Source organism: uncultured Thiodictyon sp., assembly GCF_903946935.1.
GTDB lineage: Bacteria > Pseudomonadota > Gammaproteobacteria > Chromatiales > Chromatiaceae > Thiodictyon.
Genome location: NZ_CAJAXH010000231.1, coordinates 24,520 through 47,828 on the forward strand (window position 1 = coordinate 24,520; position 23,309 = coordinate 47,828).

The 23,309-nt window shown below is 67.1% G+C and carries 20 protein-coding genes and 1 pseudogene; 9 read left to right on the forward strand and 12 right to left on the reverse strand.

Annotated features, from left to right (window positions below; translation table 11 throughout):
• Window positions 1-120 precede the first annotated feature (120 nt).
• The 4 genes from QZX93_RS20590 to QZX93_RS20605 form a co-directional block, all read right to left on the reverse strand.
• Complete coding sequence (locus tag QZX93_RS20590; RefSeq protein ID WP_295391149.1) at window positions 121-543, reverse strand: HNH endonuclease; 423 nt, start codon at window positions 541-543, stop codon at window positions 121-123.
• Complete coding sequence (locus QZX93_RS20595) at window positions 543-947, reverse strand: hypothetical protein (RefSeq protein WP_295391147.1); 405 nt, start codon at window positions 945-947, stop codon at window positions 543-545. The genes QZX93_RS20590 and QZX93_RS20595 overlap by 1 nt, the downstream gene beginning before the upstream one ends.
• Before the next feature lie 246 nt (window positions 948-1,193).
• Window positions 1,194-2,030: an S-formylglutathione hydrolase gene (gene fghA, locus QZX93_RS20600; RefSeq protein ID WP_295391145.1), complete on the reverse strand. Its 837-nt coding sequence runs from the start codon at window positions 2,028-2,030 to the stop codon at window positions 1,194-1,196.
• Between the two features lie 11 nt (window positions 2,031-2,041).
• Entirely contained in the window at window positions 2,042-3,151 is a 1,110-nt protein-coding gene (locus tag QZX93_RS20605; protein ID WP_295391143.1) for an S-(hydroxymethyl)glutathione dehydrogenase/class III alcohol dehydrogenase, read from the reverse strand.
• A 276-nt stretch (window positions 3,152-3,427) separates the two neighbouring features.
• On the opposite strand from QZX93_RS20605, the gene QZX93_RS20610 reads away from it, so the two are divergent.
• Window positions 3,428-3,661, forward strand: coding sequence for an addiction module protein (locus QZX93_RS20610; protein WP_295391141.1), 234 nt, complete (start codon window positions 3,428-3,430; stop codon window positions 3,659-3,661).
• Window positions 3,662-4,088: 427 nt separating this feature from the next.
• Here the strand turns inward: QZX93_RS20610 and QZX93_RS20615 are convergent, their stop codons facing one another.
• Both QZX93_RS20615 and QZX93_RS27495 read right to left on the reverse strand, forming a co-directional pair.
• Window positions 4,089-6,152 carry a tetratricopeptide repeat protein gene (locus QZX93_RS20615; protein WP_295391140.1) on the reverse strand — a complete coding sequence of 688 codons (2,064 nt, stop codon included), beginning with the start codon at window positions 6,150-6,152 and terminating at the stop codon, window positions 4,089-4,091.
• A 730-nt stretch (window positions 6,153-6,882) separates the two neighbouring features.
• A pseudogene (locus tag QZX93_RS27495) lies at window positions 6,883-7,248 on the reverse strand (toll/interleukin-1 receptor domain-containing protein); the annotation flags it as partial.
• Between the two features lie 403 nt (window positions 7,249-7,651).
• Between QZX93_RS27495 and QZX93_RS20625 the strand changes: the two are divergent.
• Both QZX93_RS20625 and QZX93_RS20630 read left to right on the forward strand, forming a co-directional pair.
• Window positions 7,652-8,065: a CopG family transcriptional regulator gene (locus QZX93_RS20625; RefSeq protein ID WP_295391138.1), complete on the forward strand. Its 414-nt coding sequence runs from the start codon at window positions 7,652-7,654 to the stop codon at window positions 8,063-8,065.
• Between the two features lie 148 nt (window positions 8,066-8,213).
• Window positions 8,214-9,341 (forward strand): PHB depolymerase family esterase, encoded by a 1,128-nt coding sequence (locus QZX93_RS20630; RefSeq protein WP_295391137.1) that lies wholly within the window; start codon window positions 8,214-8,216, stop codon window positions 9,339-9,341.
• Between the two features lie 233 nt (window positions 9,342-9,574).
• Here QZX93_RS20630 and QZX93_RS20635 read toward each other — a convergent pair whose 3' ends face one another.
• From QZX93_RS20635 to QZX93_RS20660, 6 genes are all read right to left on the reverse strand, one after another.
• Window positions 9,575-10,342, reverse strand: coding sequence for a GvpL/GvpF family gas vesicle protein (locus QZX93_RS20635; RefSeq protein WP_295391136.1), 768 nt, complete (start codon window positions 10,340-10,342; stop codon window positions 9,575-9,577).
• A 156-nt stretch (window positions 10,343-10,498) separates the two neighbouring features.
• Window positions 10,499-10,717 carry a gas vesicle structural protein GvpA gene (gene gvpA / locus QZX93_RS20640; protein WP_295391135.1) on the reverse strand — a complete coding sequence of 73 codons (219 nt, stop codon included), beginning with the start codon at window positions 10,715-10,717 and terminating at the stop codon, window positions 10,499-10,501.
• Between the two features lie 606 nt (window positions 10,718-11,323).
• Complete coding sequence (locus QZX93_RS20645; protein ID WP_295391133.1) at window positions 11,324-11,845, reverse strand: DUF2939 domain-containing protein; 522 nt, start codon at window positions 11,843-11,845, stop codon at window positions 11,324-11,326.
• Window positions 11,842-13,743, reverse strand: coding sequence for an ATP-binding cassette domain-containing protein (locus QZX93_RS20650; protein WP_295391132.1), 1,902 nt, complete (start codon window positions 13,741-13,743; stop codon window positions 11,842-11,844). The genes QZX93_RS20645 and QZX93_RS20650 overlap by 4 nt, the downstream gene beginning before the upstream one ends.
• Window positions 13,744-14,031: 288 nt before the next feature.
• Window positions 14,032-15,558 (reverse strand): YifB family Mg chelatase-like AAA ATPase, encoded by a 1,527-nt coding sequence (locus QZX93_RS20655; RefSeq protein ID WP_295391131.1) that lies wholly within the window; start codon window positions 15,556-15,558, stop codon window positions 14,032-14,034.
• A gap of 33 nt (window positions 15,559-15,591) precedes the next feature.
• Window positions 15,592-15,858 carry an accessory factor UbiK family protein gene (locus QZX93_RS20660; protein WP_295391130.1) on the reverse strand — a complete coding sequence of 89 codons (267 nt, stop codon included), beginning with the start codon at window positions 15,856-15,858 and terminating at the stop codon, window positions 15,592-15,594.
• A gap of 354 nt (window positions 15,859-16,212) precedes the next feature.
• Between QZX93_RS20660 and QZX93_RS20665 the strand changes: the two genes are divergently transcribed.
• The 6 genes from QZX93_RS20665 (at window position 16,213) to QZX93_RS20690 (ending at window position 23,088) form a co-directional block, all read left to right on the forward strand.
• Window positions 16,213-17,046, forward strand: coding sequence for a TorF family putative porin (locus QZX93_RS20665; RefSeq protein ID WP_295391129.1), 834 nt, complete (start codon window positions 16,213-16,215; stop codon window positions 17,044-17,046).
• A gap of 79 nt (window positions 17,047-17,125) precedes the next feature.
• On the forward strand, window positions 17,126-17,464 hold the full coding sequence (locus QZX93_RS20670) for a P-II family nitrogen regulator (RefSeq protein WP_295391128.1): 339 nt from the start codon (window positions 17,126-17,128) through the stop codon (window positions 17,462-17,464).
• A gap of 22 nt (window positions 17,465-17,486) precedes the next feature.
• Window positions 17,487-18,824 carry an ammonium transporter gene (locus QZX93_RS20675; RefSeq protein WP_295391127.1) on the forward strand — a complete coding sequence of 446 codons (1,338 nt, stop codon included), beginning with the start codon at window positions 17,487-17,489 and terminating at the stop codon, window positions 18,822-18,824.
• A 264-nt stretch (window positions 18,825-19,088) separates the two neighbouring features.
• The gene (locus tag QZX93_RS20680) at window positions 19,089-20,405 is read left to right on the forward strand and encodes a homoserine dehydrogenase (protein WP_295391126.1); all 1,317 of its coding nucleotides are present in this window, start codon (window positions 19,089-19,091) and stop codon (window positions 20,403-20,405) included.
• Window positions 20,406-20,645: 240 nt separating this feature from the next.
• Entirely contained in the window at window positions 20,646-21,752 is a 1,107-nt protein-coding gene (locus QZX93_RS20685) for an L-dopachrome tautomerase-related protein (RefSeq protein ID WP_295391124.1), read from the forward strand.
• Window positions 21,753-22,254: 502 nt separating this feature from the next.
• Window positions 22,255-23,088 carry a hypothetical protein gene (locus QZX93_RS20690; RefSeq protein ID WP_295391122.1) on the forward strand — a complete coding sequence of 278 codons (834 nt, stop codon included), beginning with the start codon at window positions 22,255-22,257 and terminating at the stop codon, window positions 23,086-23,088.
• Window positions 23,089-23,309 lie beyond the last annotated feature (221 nt).

A 23,309-nucleotide genomic window follows, 5' to 3' on the forward strand; every position in this document is an offset into this window, starting at 1 on the left:
TTTCTAAAGGAACAGCGTCAGGGTATTCACGTATGACCGCACCAGAATAATCTAATTTCAATTAGATCCTTATCCTTGCTGTCTGCGAGAGCATCGCGTTGGTGCTTGCCGGCAACACGATCACTTTGGCGGATGCCACCCGGCGACCACCCAGAGTCGACGCGCCGGAACTATGTATGGATTGTTGAGATTCAGCACGGCAACGGTCGCCCGTCCGGTAGCCGTCAAGCCGAGGATGCAGGTTGAGTCCTTGCTCCATGTGAAATGCTCGATCCAACGCTGTCGACGTGGATTGAATAGTGCAACGCTCGCGCCGGTTTCCGGATCTTGCGACTCGACCTGGATTCCCTTGTAGCTATTGCACCAAGCGCAGGCCAGCCAGAGATTCGATTCCTGGGAGCTGCCGCCTCGGGCACGCGGAATGATATGCTCCACATGCATCTGCGCGCCGCTGACACGCTGGTCGGTCAGGCAGTAACCGCAGCGCTGCTGTGCAGCGGCAGCAATCCGCTCTCGCAGTGCCTTTGAGATGCCATCGGCCATCAAGCCGCCGCCGCTTGTCCAAGTAATGCCTTGCCACTACGAATGCTGAGCAGCGCATAGGCACGGGCCTTGCGCAGGGTTAGCTCACCGTAACGGTCGCGCAACAGCGCAAGCTCCGCCTGCTCCCCGGGGGTCAGATTGGCGGAGCGCTGTCCGAGGTCCGAGAGACGCTGTTGCTCAGGTTCCGATAGGGTGCCGTGAGCGATTGCAAGCAGCGGTCCGTCGCCCAGCCAAGTCATTTCCAGAAGCCGGGCCTGAAGTTCCGGCGGTATGTCGTCCAATGCTGGCAAGGCGGCTTCTAGGACCGCAGCGAGTACCTGCTCCAGGGGGCGCTGCATGAGTCGCGCGGCCTGGTCTGCCTGCCGTACCAGGGAATCCGGCAAATCCAGTGTAATGGCTGTCATCGGGGGACCCTTTGGGTGGTGGTGTGGAACTTGGCGGTCACGATCATGGGCGTCGCCTCTCCCAAGGTATTACCCGATAGTTTACTTCATCTGGGGCTCGCTCAGGCGGGCCAATCCATGCACCCTGCGGCCTTGACTAGCCGGCCACCGGCTCACGCGGCGCAGAGCGCCTGACACATGCGTGACACCGCTGGAGCGGTGTCACGAGCGCGAGGGTGCGGTTCGGTGCCCAGAGTAATGATCAACTCAGGCCAATGCCCGCGCATGGTAAGCTAGATGCTCGCCGATGAAGGTGGCGATGAAGTGATAGCTGTGGTCGTAGTCGGGCTGCATCCGCAGGGTGAGGGGAAATTCCCGCTCCTCGCAGGCACGCGCCAGCGCCTCGGGCTTGAGCTGCCCGGCGGCGAGAAACTCGTCGGCGGTCCCTTGGTCGATCAGCAACGGGATTGGTGCCGCACCCGCACGGATCAATTCGGTCGCATCCCAGTCCCGCCAGAGTGCCTCGTCATCGCCCAGATAGGCGCTGAAGCAGCCCCGGCCCCAGTCGCAGTCCGTCGGATGACAGACCGGTGCAAAAGCCGATACCGAGCGGTAGACACCCGGATGTTTCAGGGCACTGATCAAGGCGCCGTGACCGCCCATGGAGTGGCCGGTGATGGAGCGGCGCCCCGGCACCAGCGGCAATGTGCGCTCCAACAGGGCCGGCAGCTCCAGGTTCACATAGTCGAACATCCGATAGTGCGCGGCCCAGGGCGCCTGGGTGGCGTTCACATAGAAACCGGCACCCTGACCCAGGTCGTAACGGTCCGGCTCATCGGCCACGTTGGCCCCCCTGGGGCTCGTGTCCGGCATCACCAGCGCGAGGCCCAATTCGGCCGCATAGCGCTGGGCGCCGGCCTTGACCCTTACGTTGTCGTCGGTACAGGTCAGCCCGGAGAGGAAATACACGGCGGGTACCGGGCCGGATTGCGCCTGCGGCGGCAGATAGACCGAGAAGGTCATCCGGCACTGGCAACTCTCGGAATCATGGGTGTAGCGATTCAGCCAGCCGCCGAATTCGCGGATGTGTTCGATCTGTTGCATGGGGCGCGTGCTCAAAAGAGGATGACGGAGCGGATGCTCTCGCCGCTGTGCATCAGGTCGAAGGCGCGGTTGATGTCCTCCAGTGGCATGGTGTGGGTGACCATGCGGTCCACCTCGATCTCGCCAGCCAGGTAGCGCTCGACATATCCCGGCAGTTGGCTGCGGCCCTTCACGCCGCCAAAGGCCGTGCCTTTCCAGGTGCGGCCGGTCACCAGCTGGAATGGCCGGGTGCGGATCTCCTGCCCGGCGCCGGCCACGCCGATGATGGTCGACACGCCCCACCCCATGTGGCAGCACTCCAGGGCCTCGCGCATCACATCCACGTTGCCGATGCACTCGAACGAATAGTCCACGCCGCCGTTGGTCATCTCCACGATGGCCTCGATGACGCTGCCGGTGAGTTCCGCGGGGTTGAGTGTATCGGTCGCACCCAGTTGGCGGGCCATCTCGAACTTGGCCGGATTCATGTCGATGGCGATGATCCGCCCCGCCTTGGCCATCACCGCGCCCTGCACCACCGAGAGGCCGATGCCGCCCAGGCCGAACACGGCCACCGTCGCGCCGGGCTCGACCTTGGCCGTGTTCAACACCGCGCCGATGCCGGTGGTGATGCCGCAGCCGAGCAGGCAGACCTTGTCCAAGGGCGCCGCCGGGTTGATCTTGGCGAGCGCAATCTCCGGCACCACGGTGTATTCGGAGAAGGTCGAGCAGCCCATGTAATGGAAGATCGGCTTGCCGTGTTGGGAAAAACGGCGGGTCCCGTCTGGCATGTAGCCGGTCCAGACCGTGGACGCGATGGACTGGCACAGGTTGGTCTTGGTGGAGTGGCAATAGGCGCACTCGCCGCACTCCGGGATGTAGAGTGGGATGACGTGGTCGCCCGGCTTGAGCCCCGTTACGCCGGGTCCGCACTCCAGCACCTCGCAGCCGCCCTCGTGGCCGAGCACGCACGGAAAGGCGCCCTCCGGATCGGCCCCGGACAGGGTGAAGGCATCGGTATGGCAGACCCCGGAGGCGACGACTTTGAGCAGGACCTCGCCCGCCTTCGGACCCTCGACGTCGATCTCTTCGATGGATAGTGGGCGCGCGGGCGCCCAGGCAACGGCGGCTCTGGCTTTCATGGGCATCTCCGGTGGGGGCTGGCGGACAATGGCGGACGGAGCCTGCCTAATGCGGCCCGGGGGCGGGATTCGCAAGGACGGTCGCGTCTCCCGTCACGGGGACCGGTGCCCGGGGCGCGGGCACTTCGTCCATCGGCACTTGACGGCCGGGCGAGGAGGGGCCTTACTCTATGGCCTTATCATCGATCGCGACCCGGGCGGCTGCGGCCCCGTCCGCGGGCACGCCGGGAATCGGATGGCCGGTCCTTACAATGCAATCGGATACAGATGGTTCACATGAACAGCCGCATCCACAACTTGGTCGAACGGGCACGCCGGCTTGCGCCCGCCGAGCAGGCGGCCTTGCTGTCGGCACTGCATGACATGGTGGCGCCGCCGGACCCCGCCTGGGAGGCCGCCTGGGTCAACGAGTCCCTGGACCGTCTGGCGGCCTATGGACGGCGCGAGTTGGAGGCGGTGGACTCCGACGAGGCGATGGCGCAGCTACGCAAGAAGCACGGCCTTGAATGAGGAGATCCTGATCGTCGCCTACGCCCACCTGCGGCGCCGGCCCGGCTATTGGCGCGAGCGGTGGCCGGCTACCCATTAGCCTAAATTCGGCAGTTCCTCACGCGAAGCCGCGAAGAAAGCGAAGAAGAACAAAAAGTTAGATCTCACGCGTCGTTCACCAGGCGGGTGTCCAGGACGACGACGATAACACACTGAAATCGCTTCGCGTTCTTCGCGGCTTCGCGTGCGAACTGCTCTTTCTAGGATTAGACACGGCGAACGACCGGCCGGGTCGGCGCCCTTGCACCCACTCCCGGAGACCCGGGCCGCGGCGGGTCGTCCACCGGCTGAAGCCTCGACCAATTGATGGGAGGCGTGCGGGCGGAAGAAACGGTTCGCGGCGGGGCGAATGCCCCGCCCGGCTCGGGCGCGCCATCGCCCGGTCCCGTCATTGCGCGGGCGGCGGGAGGGCGGCGAGTGCCGCGGTGGCGGCGCGGACCATCTGCGGATCGCGGATCTGCTCGCCGATGGACTGGGCCTGTTGCAGCAGGGACCTGGCCTTCTCGACCTCGCCCAGGCGGGCGTAGGCGAGGCCGAGGCTGCCGAGCGCGGCGCCCTCGACGCGCCGGTCGCCGATCTCGCGGTGGATGACGAGTGCCTGCTCGTAGTACCCGATGGCCTTCTCGACCTCGGCCAGCAAGCGATGTGCCGACCCGATGGTCCCGAGTATCCGCCCGACCCGGCCGCGGTCCATGCCGGCCTGCACGGCCAGGTCCAGGAAGGGCGCCAGCACCGCCAGGCCCTCGCGGACCCGGCCGTGTTCCTGAAGCCACTGGGCGGCCGGGCCGAGCAGTCCCTCGGCCCGATCGAACTCACCGGCATCGAAGAGGTGATGACCGGCCTCAATGCGCACCTCGAGAACGGGCGAGTCCTGCGCCTGCGCCTCCAGGTAGTCCCCCAGCCGCCGATGCACCGCCCGCAGCAGGGGCGGGTCGGGCGGATAGGCGGCGGTGACGAAGGCGAGGGTGGCCGGGTGCAGGGCGAAGCGCAGGACCCGGTCGGTGCCGCCGCCCGGGCGCCGCACGCGCGACTCCTCCTGCTCCAAGAGCGAGGTCGCGCGCAGCCGCTGCGCGGTGGCCTCGACCGCCTCGGTCGGGGCCTGGGGGTCGCCGAGCCGTTGCAGCAGGTCCCAGTCGGCCGGGCGGCGCAGGGCGGTCATGCGGTAGAGGAAGCGCCGTGCCGGGTCGTCGAGCACCCGCTCCCAGATCGCCCGCAGCAGCAGGTCGTCCTGCAGGAGCGCGGCGACCCGCGGCAGGGCGGGCTCCACCAGTCGGGTCCACTCCCGTTCCAGGTCCGCCGCGCCCGGCGGGACGGGCAGCGCCCAGTCGCCGTGGCGGTCGCACCAGCAGGCCAGGGCGTCGGCCACCAGGTCCGCGGCATAGTCCACCGCGCGGGGGTGGCCGGCGAGCCGCCCGGCCAGGCGGGCGCGGGTTTCGGGGTGCAGGCGCGCGAGCGCCGGGTGCCAGCCGGTGAGCCGGTAGAGTGCATCCGGCGGGAGCGGGCCGAGCGGCAGGGTGGCCGGGGCCAGGTCGGGGTTGCGGTAGCGGCAACTGGCGAGCAGGTGCAGGCGCCCGGATTCCTGGGCGAGCCGCGCGGTCTCGCGCCAGAGGGTGGCGAGCGCCGGGCCCGCCCAGTCGGCGAAGGCGTCGGGGTCCTCCGGGTCGCCCGCTCCTGCCCCCATAGGCGGGACGGCGGCGGGGCCGATCAGGAGCGATTCCAGGTTGTCCAGATAGAGGACGAGGCCCGGGGCGTTGTCGATCGCGACCTGGAGGAAGGCCAGGAAGCGCCGCGCCGGGTCGGCGACGCGGTCGACCTGCTGGACCACCGGCTCCCAGTCGTGCCCGAAGCGCCCGCGGCACCACTCGAGCAACTGCCCGACCAGGGCCTCGGCCGGGTCGCGGTGGCCCACGGTCTCCTGGCACCAGAGGGTGCAGACGCCCACCCCGTCGGGGCTGAGCCAGGGCAGGACCTGCTGGGCCAGGGTGCTCTTGCCCAGGCCACCCAGGCCCTGGATGACCAGGACACGCTCGCCCCGGCGCAGCCGGCGGCGGATGCCGTGCTGCTCGGGGCGCCGGCCGATGAAGCCGGCGCTCAGGACGCGGCGGTTGCCCGGACCCCGGAAGCGGCGCTGCGGCTGTTCCTCGATTGGCGGCCGCCCGGCCGGGGCGGGGATGGAGAGCGGCCACTCGGGGCCGCGGCGGTAGAACACGAGCTGCGCCCAGGCGAAGGGGAAGGGGTCGGCGCCGGCCGCGGGCGCCGCGCGGGCGCCCCGCGTCGGGGCCGGTTCGCCGGGGCGGTGGCGGGGCTCGCCCTCGCCCAGCGGGCGGGCCAGGGCGGCGCGCGCCTGGCGCACCGCGTCGCGGGTGGGGAGCCCCTCGGCGATGGCCTGGTAGAGCGCCTCCTCGGCGCGGGTGGAGAGCGCATCGACGATGGGGCCGCCGTAGCCGACCACCTCGGTGACCCCGCTCGGTGGGGACCATGGGGCAGCGCTGCGCGGTGGCGCGGCTCAAGCGCCAGGACTCCGCCTCCCAGTCGAGCAGCGAGCCCTCCGGGGCCGAGACGTTGACCACCAGCCGGAAGGGGGCGGTGGGGGCCTTGAGCAGGTTGAGCCCGTCGCCCGTGCCGCCGCCGGTGTCGGTGCGCAGCAGGTCGATCAGGCCGTCGCGGACCAGGAAGCGGTCGTCGCCCCCCGGGTCCCCAGGCAGGTCGCCGGGGTTCAGGAGTTCCCAGGGCAGGGCGAGCAGGGCGGGGTCGTCGGCGCGGACCTGGATGACCGGGCGCGGGCGGTCGGGGCCGATCAGTGCCGTGAGCCGGGCGGCGCCGGCCGGGTCGAACAGGGTGCGGAAGAGCCGCCCGCCCAGGGCGCGGGCCTGGCGGAAGAGGTCGGTGCGCGCGGGGCCGGGCGCGACGGGCAGGCGTTGCAGGCGGGCATAGTCGAGCCAGGCGAGGCGGAAACCGGGGTCGGCCCAGGGCACCGGGACCTGCCGGGTCTGGCCCTCGGGGTCGGTGACGGCGAGCGCGCCCTCGTGCGCGGTCAGGACGAAGACCAGGTCGCGCCCCAGGACCAGGCGGCGGCGGTCGGCGAGCGGCAACCGGGCCGGGTCGCCGACGACCCGCAGCAGTGCATCGGCGGCGCGTGCGGCATCGCGGTCGGTGGCGTCGATCGCCAGGGTGGCGGCCAGGATAGCGGGGAGGCGCACCGGGTCGATGCGCAGCGGCAGCAGGCGCCCGAGCGGGCCGTGACCGGCCATGTAGCTGGTCCATTCCTGCTTCACCCAGGCCCGCTCGGGGGTGTGCTGGGAGACGATCAGGGCCAGATACCGGCTCCGCTCCAGGGCGTCGCTCAGGCGGATGACGACGTTGTCGCCCGGGCCGATGTCCTGGCAGTCGAGGAAGACGCGCAGCCCCAGGGCCTTAAGCCGCTCGGCAAGCGTCAGGACCCAGGGTTGGTCTGGCGTGGCGTGCGAGAGGAAGAGGTCATACTCGCCGCCCGGCGCACCGTCAGCGGTCTGGTCCCGGTTCTGGGCTGGGGCTTGGGGTTCCGGCATGGTCCGCTGCCTCGGGCGTGGATGGTGACGGGGCGATTAGAGCATTGAGGGCGGGCTTGTGGCCAGCGCCTTCTGGGGGCGGCGGTGGCCTTGTCAATCAACCTAAACCCGGGAATCGCTCACGCCAAGGCGCCAAGCTCGCCAAGAAATACAATCGGGTAGAACCACTATCCAGATCACGGTCCGGGTGACTGTCGCAGGGCTGATAACGCACTGAAAAGCCTTGGCTAGCTTGGCGCCTTGGCGTGACAACTGCTCTTTCTAGGAGCAATGGTACGGCCGGGCGCTGCGAGTCTCCCGCGCACCCAAGGCCGGCCGCGGGGACGCATCCGGCCTTGACAAAACCCGTGGGAGGTCTAATATACCATCCATGCAGATGGTCAGCGGATGGTAAAGGCACGAGATGACTGTACACGATATTCGACCGAAGGGCGCCGACAGCGAGAAGATTACGATCAACCTGGGGCTCGTCGACCTCGGACAGATCGACCTGCTGGTGCAGGAGGGGTTTTACTCCAACCGCACCGACCTGATCCGCACCGCGATCCGTAACCAACTGACGACGCACGCCGAGGCGCTGCGCCAGACCATCGCCCGCAAGAGCCTGGTCCTCGGGTTGCAACACTATTCACGCGCCGACCTGGAGGCCGTGCAGCAGGCGGGGCAGCGGCTGCAGATCCAGGTGCTGGGGCTCGCCAGCATCGCCGCCGACGTCTCACCGGAGTTGGCGCTGGCCACCATCGAGTCGTTGGTGGTGCTGGGCGCCCTGCACGCCAGCCCGGCGGTCAAGGCCGCGCTCGCCGGACGCATCCGGTAACGGCCATGGCGCCCGCACCAGCCCAGGCGATGAACGTGGCGGGCGCCTTGACCGTTCCCCCACCCCGCCCTCCCCCAATAGGGGAGGGAGAAGTGGAGCGCGCTCCCGGCGCGACCTTCACGGTAGAAACGCACAGGAGCAGACAACGATGAACGAACAGATGCTCGCCGGTATGCGCGAGGCGATTGCCCGGCTGCAACACGACGGTCCAGTCGCCGCCACCGGCAAGATTCAGCAGACACTGCGCGACCTGATGGCCGCTGGTGCCTGGGCCGGCAACCCCACCACCCGGCGCGACGGCGCGCCCGCGGACCTGATCGAGCGGGCCGGCGACACGGTGGCCGACTGGTTGGCCAAAGCGGGCCGCTTGGCACCGCCGCAGGGGCCGGTGGCGGCACCGCGCACGGGCGCTCACGCCGCCCCCGCCGCGCCGGGCCAATTCCTCACCGGCAGCTTCACCAATGAGGCCGGCACCCGCGCCTACAAGCTCTATATCCCGACCGTCTATGCGGATCAGGCCCTGCCGCTGGTGGTCATGCTGCATGGCTGCGGTCAGGACCCGGACGACTTCGCCGCCGGCACCCGGTTGAATGCGATCGCGGAAGAGCAGCCCTGCCTGGTGCTGTACCCGGCGGCCAGCGGCAGCGGGTGCTGGAACTGGTTCAACGCCGGCGATCAACAGCGCGACCAGGGCGAGCCGTCCATCATCGCGGGCATGACCCGGGAGGTGATGGCGACCTACCGGGTCGATCCGGCACGGATCTATTGTGCCGGGATGTCGGCCGGCGGGGCGATGGCGGCGATCATGGGCGTCACCTATCCCGATCTCTTCGCCGCCATCGGCGTACACTCCGGCCTACCCTATGCGGCGGCGACCGACCTGGTATCCGGGATGGCGGCCATGCGGGGCGGCGGCGCGGCGCCCGCCAGCGCCGACCTGCATGGGCTACCGATCATCGTATTCCATGGCGACCGCGACTCGACGGTTCATCCGCGCAACAGTGAGCACATCATGACCCAGTCCATTGCGACTGGGAGGGCGGCGCAGGTCAATACCGGGCAAGCGGGGGCCGGTCATGCCTATACCCAAAGGGTGCATGAAGGGGCTGACGGTACGGTGATGGCCGAGCACTGGCTGGTGCATGGGGCGGGTCACGCCTGGTCCGGCGGCAGCGACCGCGGCCGTTTCACCGATGACCGGGGGCCCGATGCGTCGCGGGAGATGATGCGGTTTTTCGCGGCGCAGTCGCGGCTGGCCGCGGCGCAGAGGGCATGACACCGCCGCAGCGGTGTCATGAGGGGCTAGCCTGGATTTCTCACAAGTCTCACGCCAAGACGCCAAGATCGCCAAGAAAACAGTCAATGAGTCGATAACGGGCACCCGAATCGACGCGCCGACGAAATCGCCAACATTCCTGATACTGCTCTCACACTCAAGAACTTGGCGTGCTTGGCGCCTTGGCGCCTTGGCGTGACATATTCGGTCTAGGGTGCGGCGCTGCCGTCCGATCAGAGCTGGATGTCCATCTCGACGAAATTGTGCGGCGCCCACGGGCCGGTAAAGTCGAAGGCATAATTGTCATCGAATGGGTGGGCCGCCTGCCCCACCACCGCCTCGAAGCGCTGCAAGTCGTCGCGGCGCACCAGGCAGGCGAGGTTCATGATCTCTTTCTCGTTGCGGCATTTGTTGCGCTTGATCTCGCGGCAACAGGTGCGCATCACGGTCTCGACCTGCTCGGTATAGGTCTCCCGGTCCTCGTCCAGCAGGGCACCGAAGCGGCTACCCAGGGTGATCATCTGGTCCTGGGACAGGTTAGGGCCGTCGCTGAAAAAGTCATCGCGCAGGTCCCGCAATTCGGCGTGGACGGCGATGAAGTACTCAAAGATATTGGGCACATCCCAGGTCACGCGCAGGCCCATCTCCACGCAATCGGCCACCCGATTGAGCTGGTCGACAAAGACCTCGTGATTGTCGCGCAGGATGCGCAGGAGTCCGGCATCGTCGTCCGCCAGCAGACCGAAGGCGGTCGGCAGCGGCGTGACCGTTTTCAGCAGTTGCTTCAACACCTCCTGATGGGCGGCCATATTGCGGCGCTGGGGGCGGATGCGGGCGGCCTTGAGGTTACTGACCACCGCGGCGACACCCGCATCGGCGATGGTGTAGACCTCGGCCCCCTCCAGCCCGATCGGCCCCAGGTCTTGCTGGCCCCGATCGAAGACGATCGCGTAGATATAGCGCCCGGCCGCCGCGCTCGAATTATTCGCCTTGTCTGTCACTGGTGCTCTCACTTTGACTGAATCAGGCCAAGAGCAAGTGGAATCACGCACAGCCGAAAACCGGGTTCGCGCGGTTTCCCACCCGACCCGGTTAAGGCGATGCCGTCCGCCTGCCTATGGCATCAAAACGGCATCTCGCAGGCGCTCAATGCGCTATCAGGCCGGCGCGGCGGCGGGGGCGGTGAGGCCGATGGCCTCGGCATACTTCAGGTAGGTCTCGACCGAGGCGATGACCACACGGGCTTCGATGGCGAGCAGCTCGATACCGACCAGGGAGACCTTCAACCACGCATCGATCACGATGCCTTTATCCAGAATGCGGTCAACGACTTCGGCCAGACTGGAGGAATCGGTGGAATTGGCGACTTTTGCCATTATCTTACCCTCTGAACGTCGGAAAGAATGCACATAGTGTGCGTCGGAAGCGAACCTACCGGGCCTGGGTCGTATGATGAATCCATTTGCACCCATCCCCGTTGATCGAGTCGCCTGATCCGCTCAATTGCGTTGACGGGGTCAGGGCTTCCCGGTGTGGCATCCTGCCGGCTCGGTCGCTTGATTGGTATAAAGCACACGACGTGCCAGCATCGAACGCAGTGGAGCAGAATCAGTAACCACTTGCAAAACATGTGCTTACATCACGACACCTCGACCCTGAGCCGAACGATCCGGGAGGTACGGCCATTCGGGACTATGGAATGGATTCCATATCTCTGGCATTCGACCCCTACTACACCCAATCGCTGAGGCTGTTTCGCCCGCTGGACGTCGCGGCCGGGTCGAGTTCACCCATGAGCCTTGAAAGCGCAGTTCTCACGCCAAGGCGCCAAGCTCGCCAAGGGTTTTCAATGCGTTATCGCCGCTTGGCGACTCACCCGGCGGGTGATTCGGATGCTGTCGAGATGCTCTTGATTTTTCTTGGCGTCTTGGCGCCTTGGCGTGAGCAACTTCCGGATTTAGGATGAGCCATCGCAGATCGGCTCAGTAATACAAGACCCGCACCCGCCAACCAAGGCCGGTGAAGGCCATGCGAACCGTGACCGGCACCTGGGAGGCGCCGCCTAAGCGCAGCGAAAAATTCAGCGGATCGTCGAACGCGGCACGCGCGAGCGCCGGGCCGAGGCCAGCGCCGGGGGGCGAGTGCGCCAGCATCCGTTCCCGCACCCACTCCAGGGTCACCGCCCGATCCAGCGCCGCGGTACCGTCGCGCCGGATGCCATCCTCCAGCCAGGCGATGAAGGCGTCCGACGGCGGGCCGATGCGACCCACCGCCTCCTTGTTGAGCTGGCGGCGGATCGCGTCCCTGACCGCATCCAGGTCGACGAGGCGAGCAAGGGCCGCCTGGTCGTCCCGGACCAAGGCGCGATCCAACCGCCACAGGGTCAGATAGGGCCACACCAGATAGGCGAACACGATCAGGGCGAGCGCCAGCAGGACCCGGGCGAGTTGCCGACGACGACCGCTGGCCGCCCCCAGGGTGCCGGCCAGCGCCCGCGGCCTCATACCAGGTCCGCCTGGCGTTGTTCCAACTCCTCGCCGACGTCCAACCACTCGGACTCGGTGGCCGCCAACTCGGCGGCGACCCGGTTGTTCTCATCCATCAGATTGAGCAGGCGCGCTTTGGCCTCCGGCGCATAGAGCGCAGGGTCTGCCAGGGCAGTCGCCAGCTCATGGCGCCGGGCGGACAACCGCTCCAAGGTGCGCTCCAAGACCTGAAGCCGGTTGCGCAGTGGTTGCAGGACCTTGCGCAGGTCCGCCGACTGGCGGCGCTGCTGCTTGCGGTCGGCGCCCTCGCGGGCATCGGCGGCTGGTCTGGCGCCGTCGCGATCGGGGTCGCGCGCGGCGAGCCAGGCGGGGTAGTCATCCAGGTCCCCATCGAAGGGCGCGACCGCCCCGCCGTCCACCAGCAACAGGGTGTCGGCCGTGACCCGCAACAGATGGCGGTCATGGGAGACCAGCACCAGCGCGCCCTCATACTCCTGTAGGGCCTCGCTCAAGGCATGGCGCATCTCCAGGTCGAGGTGGTTGGTGGGCTCGTCCAACAGCAACAGATTCGGCCGCTGACTGATCAGCAGGGCCAGCACCAGACGCGCCTTCTCACCGCCGGACAGGGGCGCCACCGGCGCCAGGCAACGATCCCCATCGAAGCCGAAACCACCCAGGTAGTTGCGCAGGGCCTGTTCGGTCGCCTTGGGGTCCAGGCGTTGTAGGTGCTTGAGCGGGCTCTCATCGATGCGGAGTTGGTCGAGCTGGTGCTGCGCGAAATAGCCGATCTTGAGCTCTTGGGCGGTCTCACGACGGCCCGCACTCGCGGCCAGATCGCCGGCCAACACCTTCACCAGCGTGGACTTGCCCGCCCCGTTACGCCCGAGCAGACCGATGCGGTCGCCCGGGTTGAGGCTGAGATTCACCCCCTTCAAGATCGGCCGGTCGGCATACCCGGCGGCCAGCCCCTCCAGACGCATCAAGGGGTGCGGCAGGTGGGTGGGCGCCTCGAAACCGAAGTGAAAGGGTGAGTCCACATGGGCCGGGGCGATCAGCTCCATGCGCTCCAGCGCCTTGATCCGGCTCTGCGCCTGGCGGGCCTTGGTGGCCTTGGCGCGGAAACGCTCCACGAAGCTGTGGATATGGGCCACCTCGCGCTGCTGGCGCTCATAGGCGGACTGCTGTTGGGCGAGCCGCTCCGCGCGTTGGCGCTCAAAGGCCGAGTAATTGCCGGCATAGAGTGTGAGGCGCCCCTGCTCCAGGTGCAGGGTGTGGCTCACGACCGCGTCAAGAAAGTCGCGGTCATGCGAGATCAGGATCAAGGTCCCCTGATAGGACTTGAGCCAGCCCTCCAGCCAGATCACCGCGTCCAGGTCCAGATGATTGGTCGGCTCGTCGAGCAACAGCAAATCCGAACGGCACATCAGGGTACGCGCGAGCGCCAGACGCATCCGCCAGCCGCCGGAATAGCTGTTGACCGGCCGGCGCTCGTCCCCCGGGGCGAAACCCAGCCCGTGGAGCAGGCGCCCGGCGCGACTCTCAGCCCCATAGGCACCGATCGACTCCAGATGGCCGGCCAGCTCCCCGTGGCGCAGCCCGTCGCCGGCCGCATCGGCGGCGGCCAGCTCCCGCTGGATACGGCGCAGCTCTTGGTCGCCGTCCAACACGAACTCGATGGCCGGCTCGACGCTGTCCGGGGTGTGCTGGGCGACATGGGCCACCGCCCAGTCGGCCGGCAGCGAGCAGTCGCCGGTATCGGCGTGCAGTTCCCCGCGCAGCAGCGCAAACAGGCTGGACTTGCCGGAACCGTTGGCCCCCACGAGCCCCACCTTCTGCCCCGGATAAACGGTCAGCGAGGCCCCGGAGAGCAGCAGCCGCGGACCGCGGCGCATAGAAAGGTCAGTGAGTTGCAACATCGTCGACGGCACATCCAGCGGTAAACCTAAAATAAACAGTGATCACGCCAAGGCGCCAAGACGCCAAGTTTATTCAGTGAGTTATCAGCGCCTGGCGAGTCACCCCGCAGGTGTTTCGTCCCCATGCAAGCCCCGATTTCTCACAAGTCTCACGCCAAGGCGCCAAGATCGCCAAGAACACAATGGGCTCGTGGGAAACCGTCATCTGGACGCTCATCAGAACCTCCTGATGCGACATGCAAAATCTTTACCTTGGCGTGCTTGGCGCCTTGGCGTGAGATATTCGGGCTAGGCCGTCCCCCGGTCCAGCCGCCGGTAACCCACCGCTTCGCCCAGATGGGCCGGCGTGATGGTGTCCGCGTCGGCCAGGTCGGCGATGGTGCGGGCGACCTTCAGTATGCGGTGATAGGCGCGGGCCGAGAGTGCCAGCCGGGTCAGTGCCTGCTGCATCAGGCGCTGGCACTGGTCGTCGAGTGCGCAGTCGCGCTCGATCTCGCGCGGGCGCAGGGTGGCGTTCGGCCGCCCGGCCCGGGCCTGCGCCCGCTCCCGCGCGGCCGCCACCCGCAAGCGCGCCGCCGCGCTACCCGCCGCGCCGCCGGTCACGCCACCAGGCGTCGGCCCGGCCAGCCGCGCCAGGTCCAGCCGCGGCACCTCCACATGCATGTCGATGCGGTCGAGCAGCGGGCCTGAGATGCGCCCACGATAACGCGCGACCGCCTCCGCGCTGCAATGGCAACGCCCGCTGCTGTCACCCAAGTAACCGCAGGGGCAGGGATTCATGGCTGCCACCAGTTGGAAGCGCGCCGGAAACTCCGCCTGGTGGGCGGCCCGGGAGATATGGATGCGCCCGGATTCCAGTGGTTCGCGCAGCACCTCCAGCACCCGCCGATCGAACTCGGGCAGTTCATCCAGGAACAGAACCCCCAGGTGGGCCAGCGAGATCTCACCCGGACGCGGATTGCTCCCCCCGCCCACCAGGGCCACCCCGGAGGCGGTGTGATGGGGGGCGCGAAAGGGCCGTTGCCGCCAGGTGGCCGGGTCGAAGGCATCGCGGTCGCTGATGGAGCGCAGCGCCGCACTCTCCAGTGCCTCGGCCTCGGTCAGGGGCGGCAAGAGCCCGGGCAACCGGTTGGCCAGCATCGACTTGCCGGTCCCGGGGGGACCGATAAACAGCAGGCTGTGGGCACCGGCGGCGGCCACCTCCAGGGCGCGTTTAGCCTGCTCCTGCCCCCGCACCTCGGCCAGGTCCGGGTAGTCGGGATCGCGCTCCGGGGCCGCCTCCGGCACATAGACCGGCAGCGGCTGGGTGCCGTTCAGGTGCCCACACACCTCCATCAGGTGGTGCGCCGGACGAATCTTAAGCCCCCCAACCAGGGCCGCCTCCGCCGCGTTCTCGACCGGCACAATCAACTCGCGCCCGGCGGCGCGCGTTGCCAGGGCCGCCGGTAAGAGCGCGCTGACGGGGCGCAGGTCACCCGACAGAGCCAACTCACCCAAGAACTCGTAAGCGCCGAGTCGGCTGGACTGGACCTGGCCGGAGGCACCCAGGATGCCGAGCGCGATGGCCAGGTCGAAGCGTCCGCCCTCCTTGGGTAGGTCCGCCGGGGCCAGGTTGATGGTGATCCGCCCGAGCGGAAACTGGAAGCGCCCGTTGAGCAGGGCGCCGCGCACCCGGTCCTTGCTCTCTCTGACCGCCAGCTCCGGCAAGCCGACGATCGACAGTGCCGGCAACCCCCCGGCCAGGTGGACCTCCACGGTCACCAACGGGGCCGCGATGCCCTCCCGGGCACGGCTATGCAGGACGCAGAGTGACACGCTGGGACCGTCGCCCCGCGCCGGGACGCGGGGTCAGTCCGGCCGCCCCTGGCTGGCCGCCAAGGCCCGCTCCAGCCCCGCCACCTGGGTCTCCAGGCGGGAGAGTTTCTCGCGGGTCCGGGCCAGCACGGCGGTCTGTACATCGAACTCCTCCCGATTCACCAGGTCCAGCCGGGACAAGCCTGCCTCCAGGGACCCGCGGAGATTGCGCCCCAGGTCATCCTGCAGGGCCTTGAGCCCCTCGGGCAGGGCGCCGGCCAGGCGTTGGGCGAGTTCGTCGAGTTGTTTCGGATCGAACATGTCGGAGATACCTCAGGTAGGGACCGCGGGACGACTGGTGCCCGCGGGGGGCAGGATGTGGGAGCCATTATAGGGAGTCGGGCCGAACCCGTCTTTCGCCGCCGCCAGAACCGCCGCTTGCGCTATTTTAGTGCAGCAACCGGGTGCCAACGCCCCGAACACGACCATCCATGGTGCGCCCCCCTGTGGCGATTTAGTCACAGACTGTGCGTTTCCGTTGTGAATCGGGCACAGACCCCCGATGGCACACAAACTGCATTGGCTTACCCAAGTCGCCCCGTGTGATCGCTCCGGCAGACCGCGCGGACACCACCAACCGACACGAACCCGGTACGACCAAAGAGACACCAACAGATGAACAAACCTCGCATCCGCACAGCCTTCACCCTAGGCACCCTCGTCGTTGCCACACTCGGCACGACGAGTCTGGTCGCGGGGGAGTCGCCCCACTCACTGACGGCCAATGTCGCGCTGACCACCAACTATCTCTACCGCGGCATCAGCCAGACCAATAATGGTCCGGCGGTCCAGGGCGGTTTTGACTACACCTATGTGCCCTGGAGCATCTATGCCGGCGCTTGGGCCTCAAACGTCGACAGCTCGACCGCCAGCGGCTATTACACCAATACCGTCGCCGGCCAAACGGTCATCAGCAACGCGAACGACCCGACGGCCACCTATGTGCCATTGAATGCCGCCGGCTACAGCGGCGCCGCCATGGAATTGGACCTGAAGGCCGGTTGGGCGCCCACCTTCGGCAAGCTCGGGGTCGACCTCGGCTACCTGCGCTATCAATATCCGCGCACGCAGGTCACGGTCAACAATACCAACGAATATCACCTGGGCCTGAGCTATGACATATTGGGCTACGCAACGCCCAAGTTCACGGCCAACTACAGCGACAACTTCTTCGGCCTCAGGGGCTCGTGGTATTACGACCTGACGATCCCCGTGAACCTGCCCTATGGCTTCACCCTCACCGGGCACTATGGCTGGACACGCTTCAACAACAGCGTGAACAATGGCGGGGCCTACAGCTATGACGACTATAGCGTTGGACTCACGCATGAGGTCTACAAGGGTGTCATGCTGACCGCCTCCTGGGTCGATCGCGACAAACACCAACTGTGCGCATCACCCTTCCAGTGCGGCAGTTACGCGGTCGCGACCCTGTCCAAGACCTTCTGAGGACCAGGTATCAGTCACCCCCTCCCGACGACCTCGTCGGGGGCGGTTCCTATTGATCAATACATCGGAGCTTTGAGTCATGAAACTGATTTCAGCCATCATCAAGCCGTTCAAGCTCGACGACGTGCGCGAGGCCTTGGGCGATATCGGCGTCTCCGGCATTACGGTGACCGAGGTGAAGGGCTTCGGCCGCCAGAAGGGGCACACCGAACTCTATCGCGGCGCCGAATATGTCGTCGACTTCCTGCCCAAGATCAAATTGGAGATCGCGGTCGACGACGGCCTGGTCGATAAGGTGATCGAGGCGATCACCAATGCCGCCCGCACCGGCAAGATCGGCGACGGCAAGATCTTCGTATTCAACCTGGAACAGGTGGTTCGCATCCGCACCGGCGAAACCGGCCCGGAAGCCCTGTAGACCCCAAAGAGGAGAACTCAAGGTGAAATCGAGTACCCCCACCCCATTTCTCGGACGCGCCCTCGGCGCCGCCCTGTTGGGCCTGACCCCGGTCCTGGTCCTGGCCCAAGATGCCGCCGCCCCCGCCGCCCCGGCCATCAACTCGGGCGACACCGCTTGGATGCTGACCTCCACCGCGCTCGTGCTGTTCATGACCATCCCGGGCCTGGCGCTCTTCTACGGCGGCTTGGTGCGCGCCAAGAACGTGCTCTCGATCCTCATGCAGTGCTTTGCCATCACCGCCCTGGTGACGCTGCTCTGGGCGATCTATGGCTACAGCCTGGCCTTCGGCGACGGCGGCGCGCTCAACAACTGGATCGGCGGTCTCGACAACCTGTTCCTCAAAGGGATCGGGCTCGACTCGATCTACGGGACGCAGACGATCCCCGAATCGGTCTTCATGACCTTCCAGATGACCTTCGCCGTGATCACCCCGGCACTGATGGTCGGCGCCTTCGCCGAGCGTATGAAGTTCTCAGCCCTGATGTTGTTCATGGGGCTGTGGCTGACCTTCGCCTATGTCCCGGTCGCCCACTGGGTGTGGGGCGGCGGCTTCCTCGGCACCCTGGGGGTGTTGGACTTCGCCGGCGGCACCGTGGTGCATATCAACGCCGGTATCGCCGGTCTGGTCGCCGCCCTGGTGATCGGCAAGCGCAAGGGCTTCCCCACCACCGCCATGCCGCCCCATAACCTGGGCTACACGGTGATCGGCGCCTCCATGCTGTGGGTCGGCTGGTTCGGCTTCAACGCGGGCAGCGAATTGGCCGCCGACGCGACGGCCGGCATGGCCATGGCCGTGACTCAGATCGCCACCGCCGCCGCGGCACTCGCCTGGATGTTCGCTGAGTGGTCGGCTCACGGCAAGCCGAGCGTGCTCGGTATCGCCTCGGGTGCGGTCGCCGGTCTGGTCGCCATCACCCCCGCCTCCGGCACCGCGGGCCCGATGGGCGCCATCGCCATCGGTCTGGCCGCCGGCGTCCTGTGCTTCCTCGCCTCGACCAAGGTCAAGCGCATGTTCCACTATGACGACGCGCTCGACGTCTTCGGCGTACACGCCGTCGGCGGTATCGTCGGTGCCATGCTGACCGGTGTCTTCGCCAGCGCCGCCTTAGGCGGCAAGGGCCTGGCCGAGGGCGTCAGCATCGTCGGCCAGGTCATCACCCAGGGCATCGGCGTCGGCACCACCCTGGTCTACACGGCGATTGTCAGCCTGATCCTGCTCAAGCTCGTGGATTGGACCATCGGCCTGCGCGTCACCGAAGAGCAGGAGACCGAGGGCCTCGACCTCGCCCTGCACGACGAGCGCGGCTACATCCTCTAAGCCCCGCGGCGACCGGCCCCGGCCGGCCGCACCCACCAAGGCCAGACCTGTTGCGGGTCTGGCCTTTTTTGTGGTCCGGCCGGCGTGACCCGCAGGCCGCAGGCTGCCTGGCGGCGCCCGCGGTTTCAATCAACCGGGTGCAACGGTAAACTTCCCGGTCCTTGACTAGCCACCAGAGGTCGCCGTGGTCATCCCCGGGTCCGATTTTCGCCGCATCAAGCGCTGGCCGCCCTCTGTCTTCAACATCGTCAACGAGGAGTGATTATGGAACCGGTCAAAATCGGCCTATTGGGCTTAGGCACTGTCGGCAGCGGCACGGTCACCGTGCTCACCCGCAATGCCCGTGAAATCGCCCGCCGCGCCGGCCGGGGGATCGTCATCGCGCACGCCGCGGCGCGTGAATTCAACCCGGAGGCCATCCCCGGGATCGAGCGCATCGGACGGATCGGGGCGGACGCCTTCGCGGTGGTGGATGACCCGCAGATCGAGGTCGTCGTCGAGCTGATCGGCGGCTATTCCCCAGCCAAAGAACTGGTGCTGCGTGCCATTGCCAACGGCAAGCACGTGGTCACCGCCAACAAGGCACTGATCGCCCGGCATGGCAATGAGATCTTTGCCGCCGCCCGCGAACGTGGGGTGATGGTCGGCTTCGAGGCGGCGGTGGCGGGCGGCATCCCCATCATCAAGGCACTGCGCGAGGGTCTGGCGGCCAACCATATCGAATGGATCGCCGGCATCATCAACGGCACCGGCAACTTCATCCTGACCGAGATGCGCGACAAGGGCAGGGACTTCGCCGACGTGCTCAAGGAGGCCCAAGAGCGCGGCTATGCGGAGGCTGACCCGACCTTCGACGTCGAGGGGATCGACGCCGCCCACAAGCTCACCATCCTGGCCTCGCTCGCCTTTGGCATCCCGCTCCAGTTCAATCGCTGCTTCACCGAGGGGATTTCGCGTATCGAGGCGCAGGACGTCGCCTATGCCGAACAGCTCGGCTATCGGATCAAACACCTGGGTATTGCGCGGCGCTGTGCTGATGGGATCGAACTGCGGGTACACCCTACCCTCATCCCCCACCGGCGCCTCATCGCCAACGTCGACGGGGTGATGAATGCGGTGCTGGTGAAGGGCGACGCCGTCGGCCCCACGCTCTATTACGGCGCCGGCGCCGGCTCGTTGCCCACGGCCTCCTCGGTGGTGGCTGACCTGGTCGATGTGGTGCGCACCCTGACCACCGACCCGAGCAACCGAGTACCCCACCTCGCCTTCCAGCCGGACGAGTTGGCCGACACCCCGATCCTCGCCATGGAGCAGGTCGAGACCGCCTATTATCTGCGCATGATGGCACGGGACGAGCCCGGGGTCATGGCCCGTATCGCCAGCATCCTGGGCGAACAGGGCATCAGCATCGAGGCCATCCAGCAGAAGGAACCCGGCGAGGGCGATACCCATGTACCGTTGGTGATGCTCACCCACCGGGTGCGCGAGGGCCAGATGAACGAGGCCATCGCCCGGATCGAGGCACTGGGCTCGGTGCAAGGGGTGGTGATGCGAATTCGGATGGAGAATCTCGCGGGCTGAACGGCCTCCCGCTCTCAATCATCACTCCGGCTAGACCGGCGCTTGCGGCAACCCGTCGCGGCCTGGGGGCCGCTCCTATGCGGGTAGGAGCGCCCCCCAGGCCGCGACGAATGTTGGCGGGGTGGCCGGAATAGCGATCAAGGACCCCGCGCGACGCCCCCGGCGCTCGGCAATGTTGAAACGGCGAGTCGCAGACCCAAGTCGCCATTTACCCCCTACCGACCAGACCCCGGAGATTCTATGCGCCCTCCGCTCGCCGCCTTGCTGTGTACACTGCTACCGCTGGCGTCGCTCCCCGCTGCGGCGGATGAGCAGTTGAGCGCCGGTGCCATTGAATCGGTGGCGGAACTACCCATCAACCCGGGCAATGTGGCGGTGACTGCCAAGGGGCGGGTCTTTGCCACGGTGCATCAATTCCGACGCGCCGCGGCCCAGCTCATCGAGATCACCGGGCCGCACAGCTACCGACCCTGGCCGGACTTGGCGTGGAACGGCGCCTTCGGTTCTGGACCCGATGTACTCAACAGCGCGCTCGGTATCCGCATCGACCGTCGGGGGCGGCTGTGGGTACTCGACAACGGACTGGGGGACCCGCCCCAGGTGCCCAAGCTGGTGGCCTTTGCGCTGGCCGACGGCAAGCCGTTGTTCCGCTATGACTTCCCGCCGGAGACCGGACCCGTCGGGAGCTTTCTAAATGACCTGGCGGTGGACGACACGCGCGGCTTTGTCTATATCGCGGACCCCGGCGGCAGCCATGCGCCCGCGTTGGTGGTCGTCGATCTCAATAACCGCACCTCCCGGCGCTTTACCGCCTCGCCCGCCCTGCAGGCAGAGAATGTCGACGTGGTGGTCGAGGGCCGAGTGCTCGGGCCGCGGGACGCGGACGGGCAGGTCAAGCCGGCCCGCATCGCCGTGAATCCAATCACCCTGTCCGCAGACGGTGAGACACTCTATTTCGGGGCCATGAACGGTGAGACCTGGTATCGGGTCCCGACGCGGCTGCTGCGCGAGGGTGCGGACGACACGACCGTCGCCGCGGCCATCGCCAAGGCCGGGCGTAAGCCGGTCTCGGACGGCGCCGCCACCGATGATGCTGGCAATCACTATTTCACCGACCTGAACCACAACGCCATCGCCGTCCTGCACCCCGATGGCCAATTGGAGACCCTGGTCGAGGATGACCGGCTGCTGTGGCCAGACTCCTTGGCCTTTGGTGAGCCGGGGTGGCTCTATATCGCCGTGAACCAGCTCCACCTTGCGCCCGCGCTCAATGGCGGGGTCGAGGGGGCGCGACCGCCGTTTCGGATCCTGCGGGTCTATACGCGCGACGCGGCTGATCAACAATAAGCGCCGACGTCACTACGCCAGCAAGTAAAAATATTTCCGGCCTTCGATCAAGAGGTGGCGCTCGCGGCAATGTTTAATACCACCATGGTCGGAATATCAATGAGCATGTTGCAGTCTTTGATCTGATTGACTGGCCCTGAGCGGACTGGCTCTCAGGCGCGGGGCGGAGCCGGGTCGATCATCGTTGCAGGTGGCGCCTGTCGGGCGGTTTGGGGCGGTCTGAGGACCGACACTCGGGGCGATGATCGGACAGGTGTCAGTGCCCTAGGTTGGGGGCGAGGGACCACCACCAACACCAGCGCTGGCGAGCTTGCTCCTGGGTCGCCCCACCGGCGGGCCAGCCGCCGCTGGGTCGCGCCGGTTGCACGGGGCGGCCGCGGGCTTGATCATAGTTCATGGTCCGCTGCGGGTCGGCCGTCACGCCGACCGGGGGACCTGAGCGGCTGGCGCTCGCCGAGCCCCCGATCAAGACCGTCCGCGGTTCACTGAACTGGAATCATCCATGACGCAAATGAGACTGTTGCTCTGTCTGTTGACCTTGCTGGTGGCTGGATGTGGCGGAGAAGCGACGCAACGCACCGCCCCGCCAAGCGAGAGCGCACCGACCCTCGGGTCCGGCGCCGCCCGGGGTGCTGCCGGCGCCGACCGCACCTACCAACGCGAAGCGGCGCCGGCCAAGGCGCATCGTCCGGGGCTCGGCACCGTCTGGGGCGAGGACCGGAACAGCCGGGTCAGCCAAGGCAACTTCAGGCGCCAAACGCCCGGCCGTCCCTTTGCGGTCCTGTCCCTTTACTACAATGACCGGGCGGGTATCGACGCCATGATCGGGCAAGGCCCGCGACCGGACGACTCAGCCAATGCCTTTCCAGTCAACGTGAGTCGGCTCGCCGTGCGCCTGCTCGATGAGCGCGGTCGCCCCTTACCCAGCGCGTACCGGGCCGGTCGGACCTATGTGATCGGCGAGCGCGGGCAGCGCTATGTCATTCAGATCCGCAACCCTACCGCCAATCGCGTAGAGGTGGTGGCCACAGTGGATGGACTCGACGTGCTGGACGGTCGCCCGGGGTCATACGCCAAACGCGGCTATCTGCTCGATCCCGGCGCCACCCTCCTGATTGACGGCTTTCGCCGCAGCGCCGACACCGTCGCCGCCTTTCGCTTCGGTGCAGTGGCCAATTCATACGCCGAACTCCAGGGCGAAGGGCGCAACGTGGGCGTCATCGGGGTCGCGTTCTTCGATGAGGCCGGTGCCCGCTGGCCGTGGACGGCACAGGAGGTCCAGCGGCGGCAGAGTGCGGACCCCTTCCCGGGGCAATACGCACAGCCCCCCCGCTGACCACCCGGCCAACATCCGACCGGCCAACCTCTGCCGATCAAGACGTGTGCTCGTTCATCGGGCGCAAGCCAATTGGATGCCCCCTAGTACCGCAGGATGAAAGTGCTCGGACCATGTCAAGCTAGGCTGCCAACGGCTTGCCTTGGTAGGTCCAGCGGAATGGTTTGGCCATTGTCTTGTTGAAATAGTCGATGAAGTTTTTGATTTTCTGGCAAAGGTCG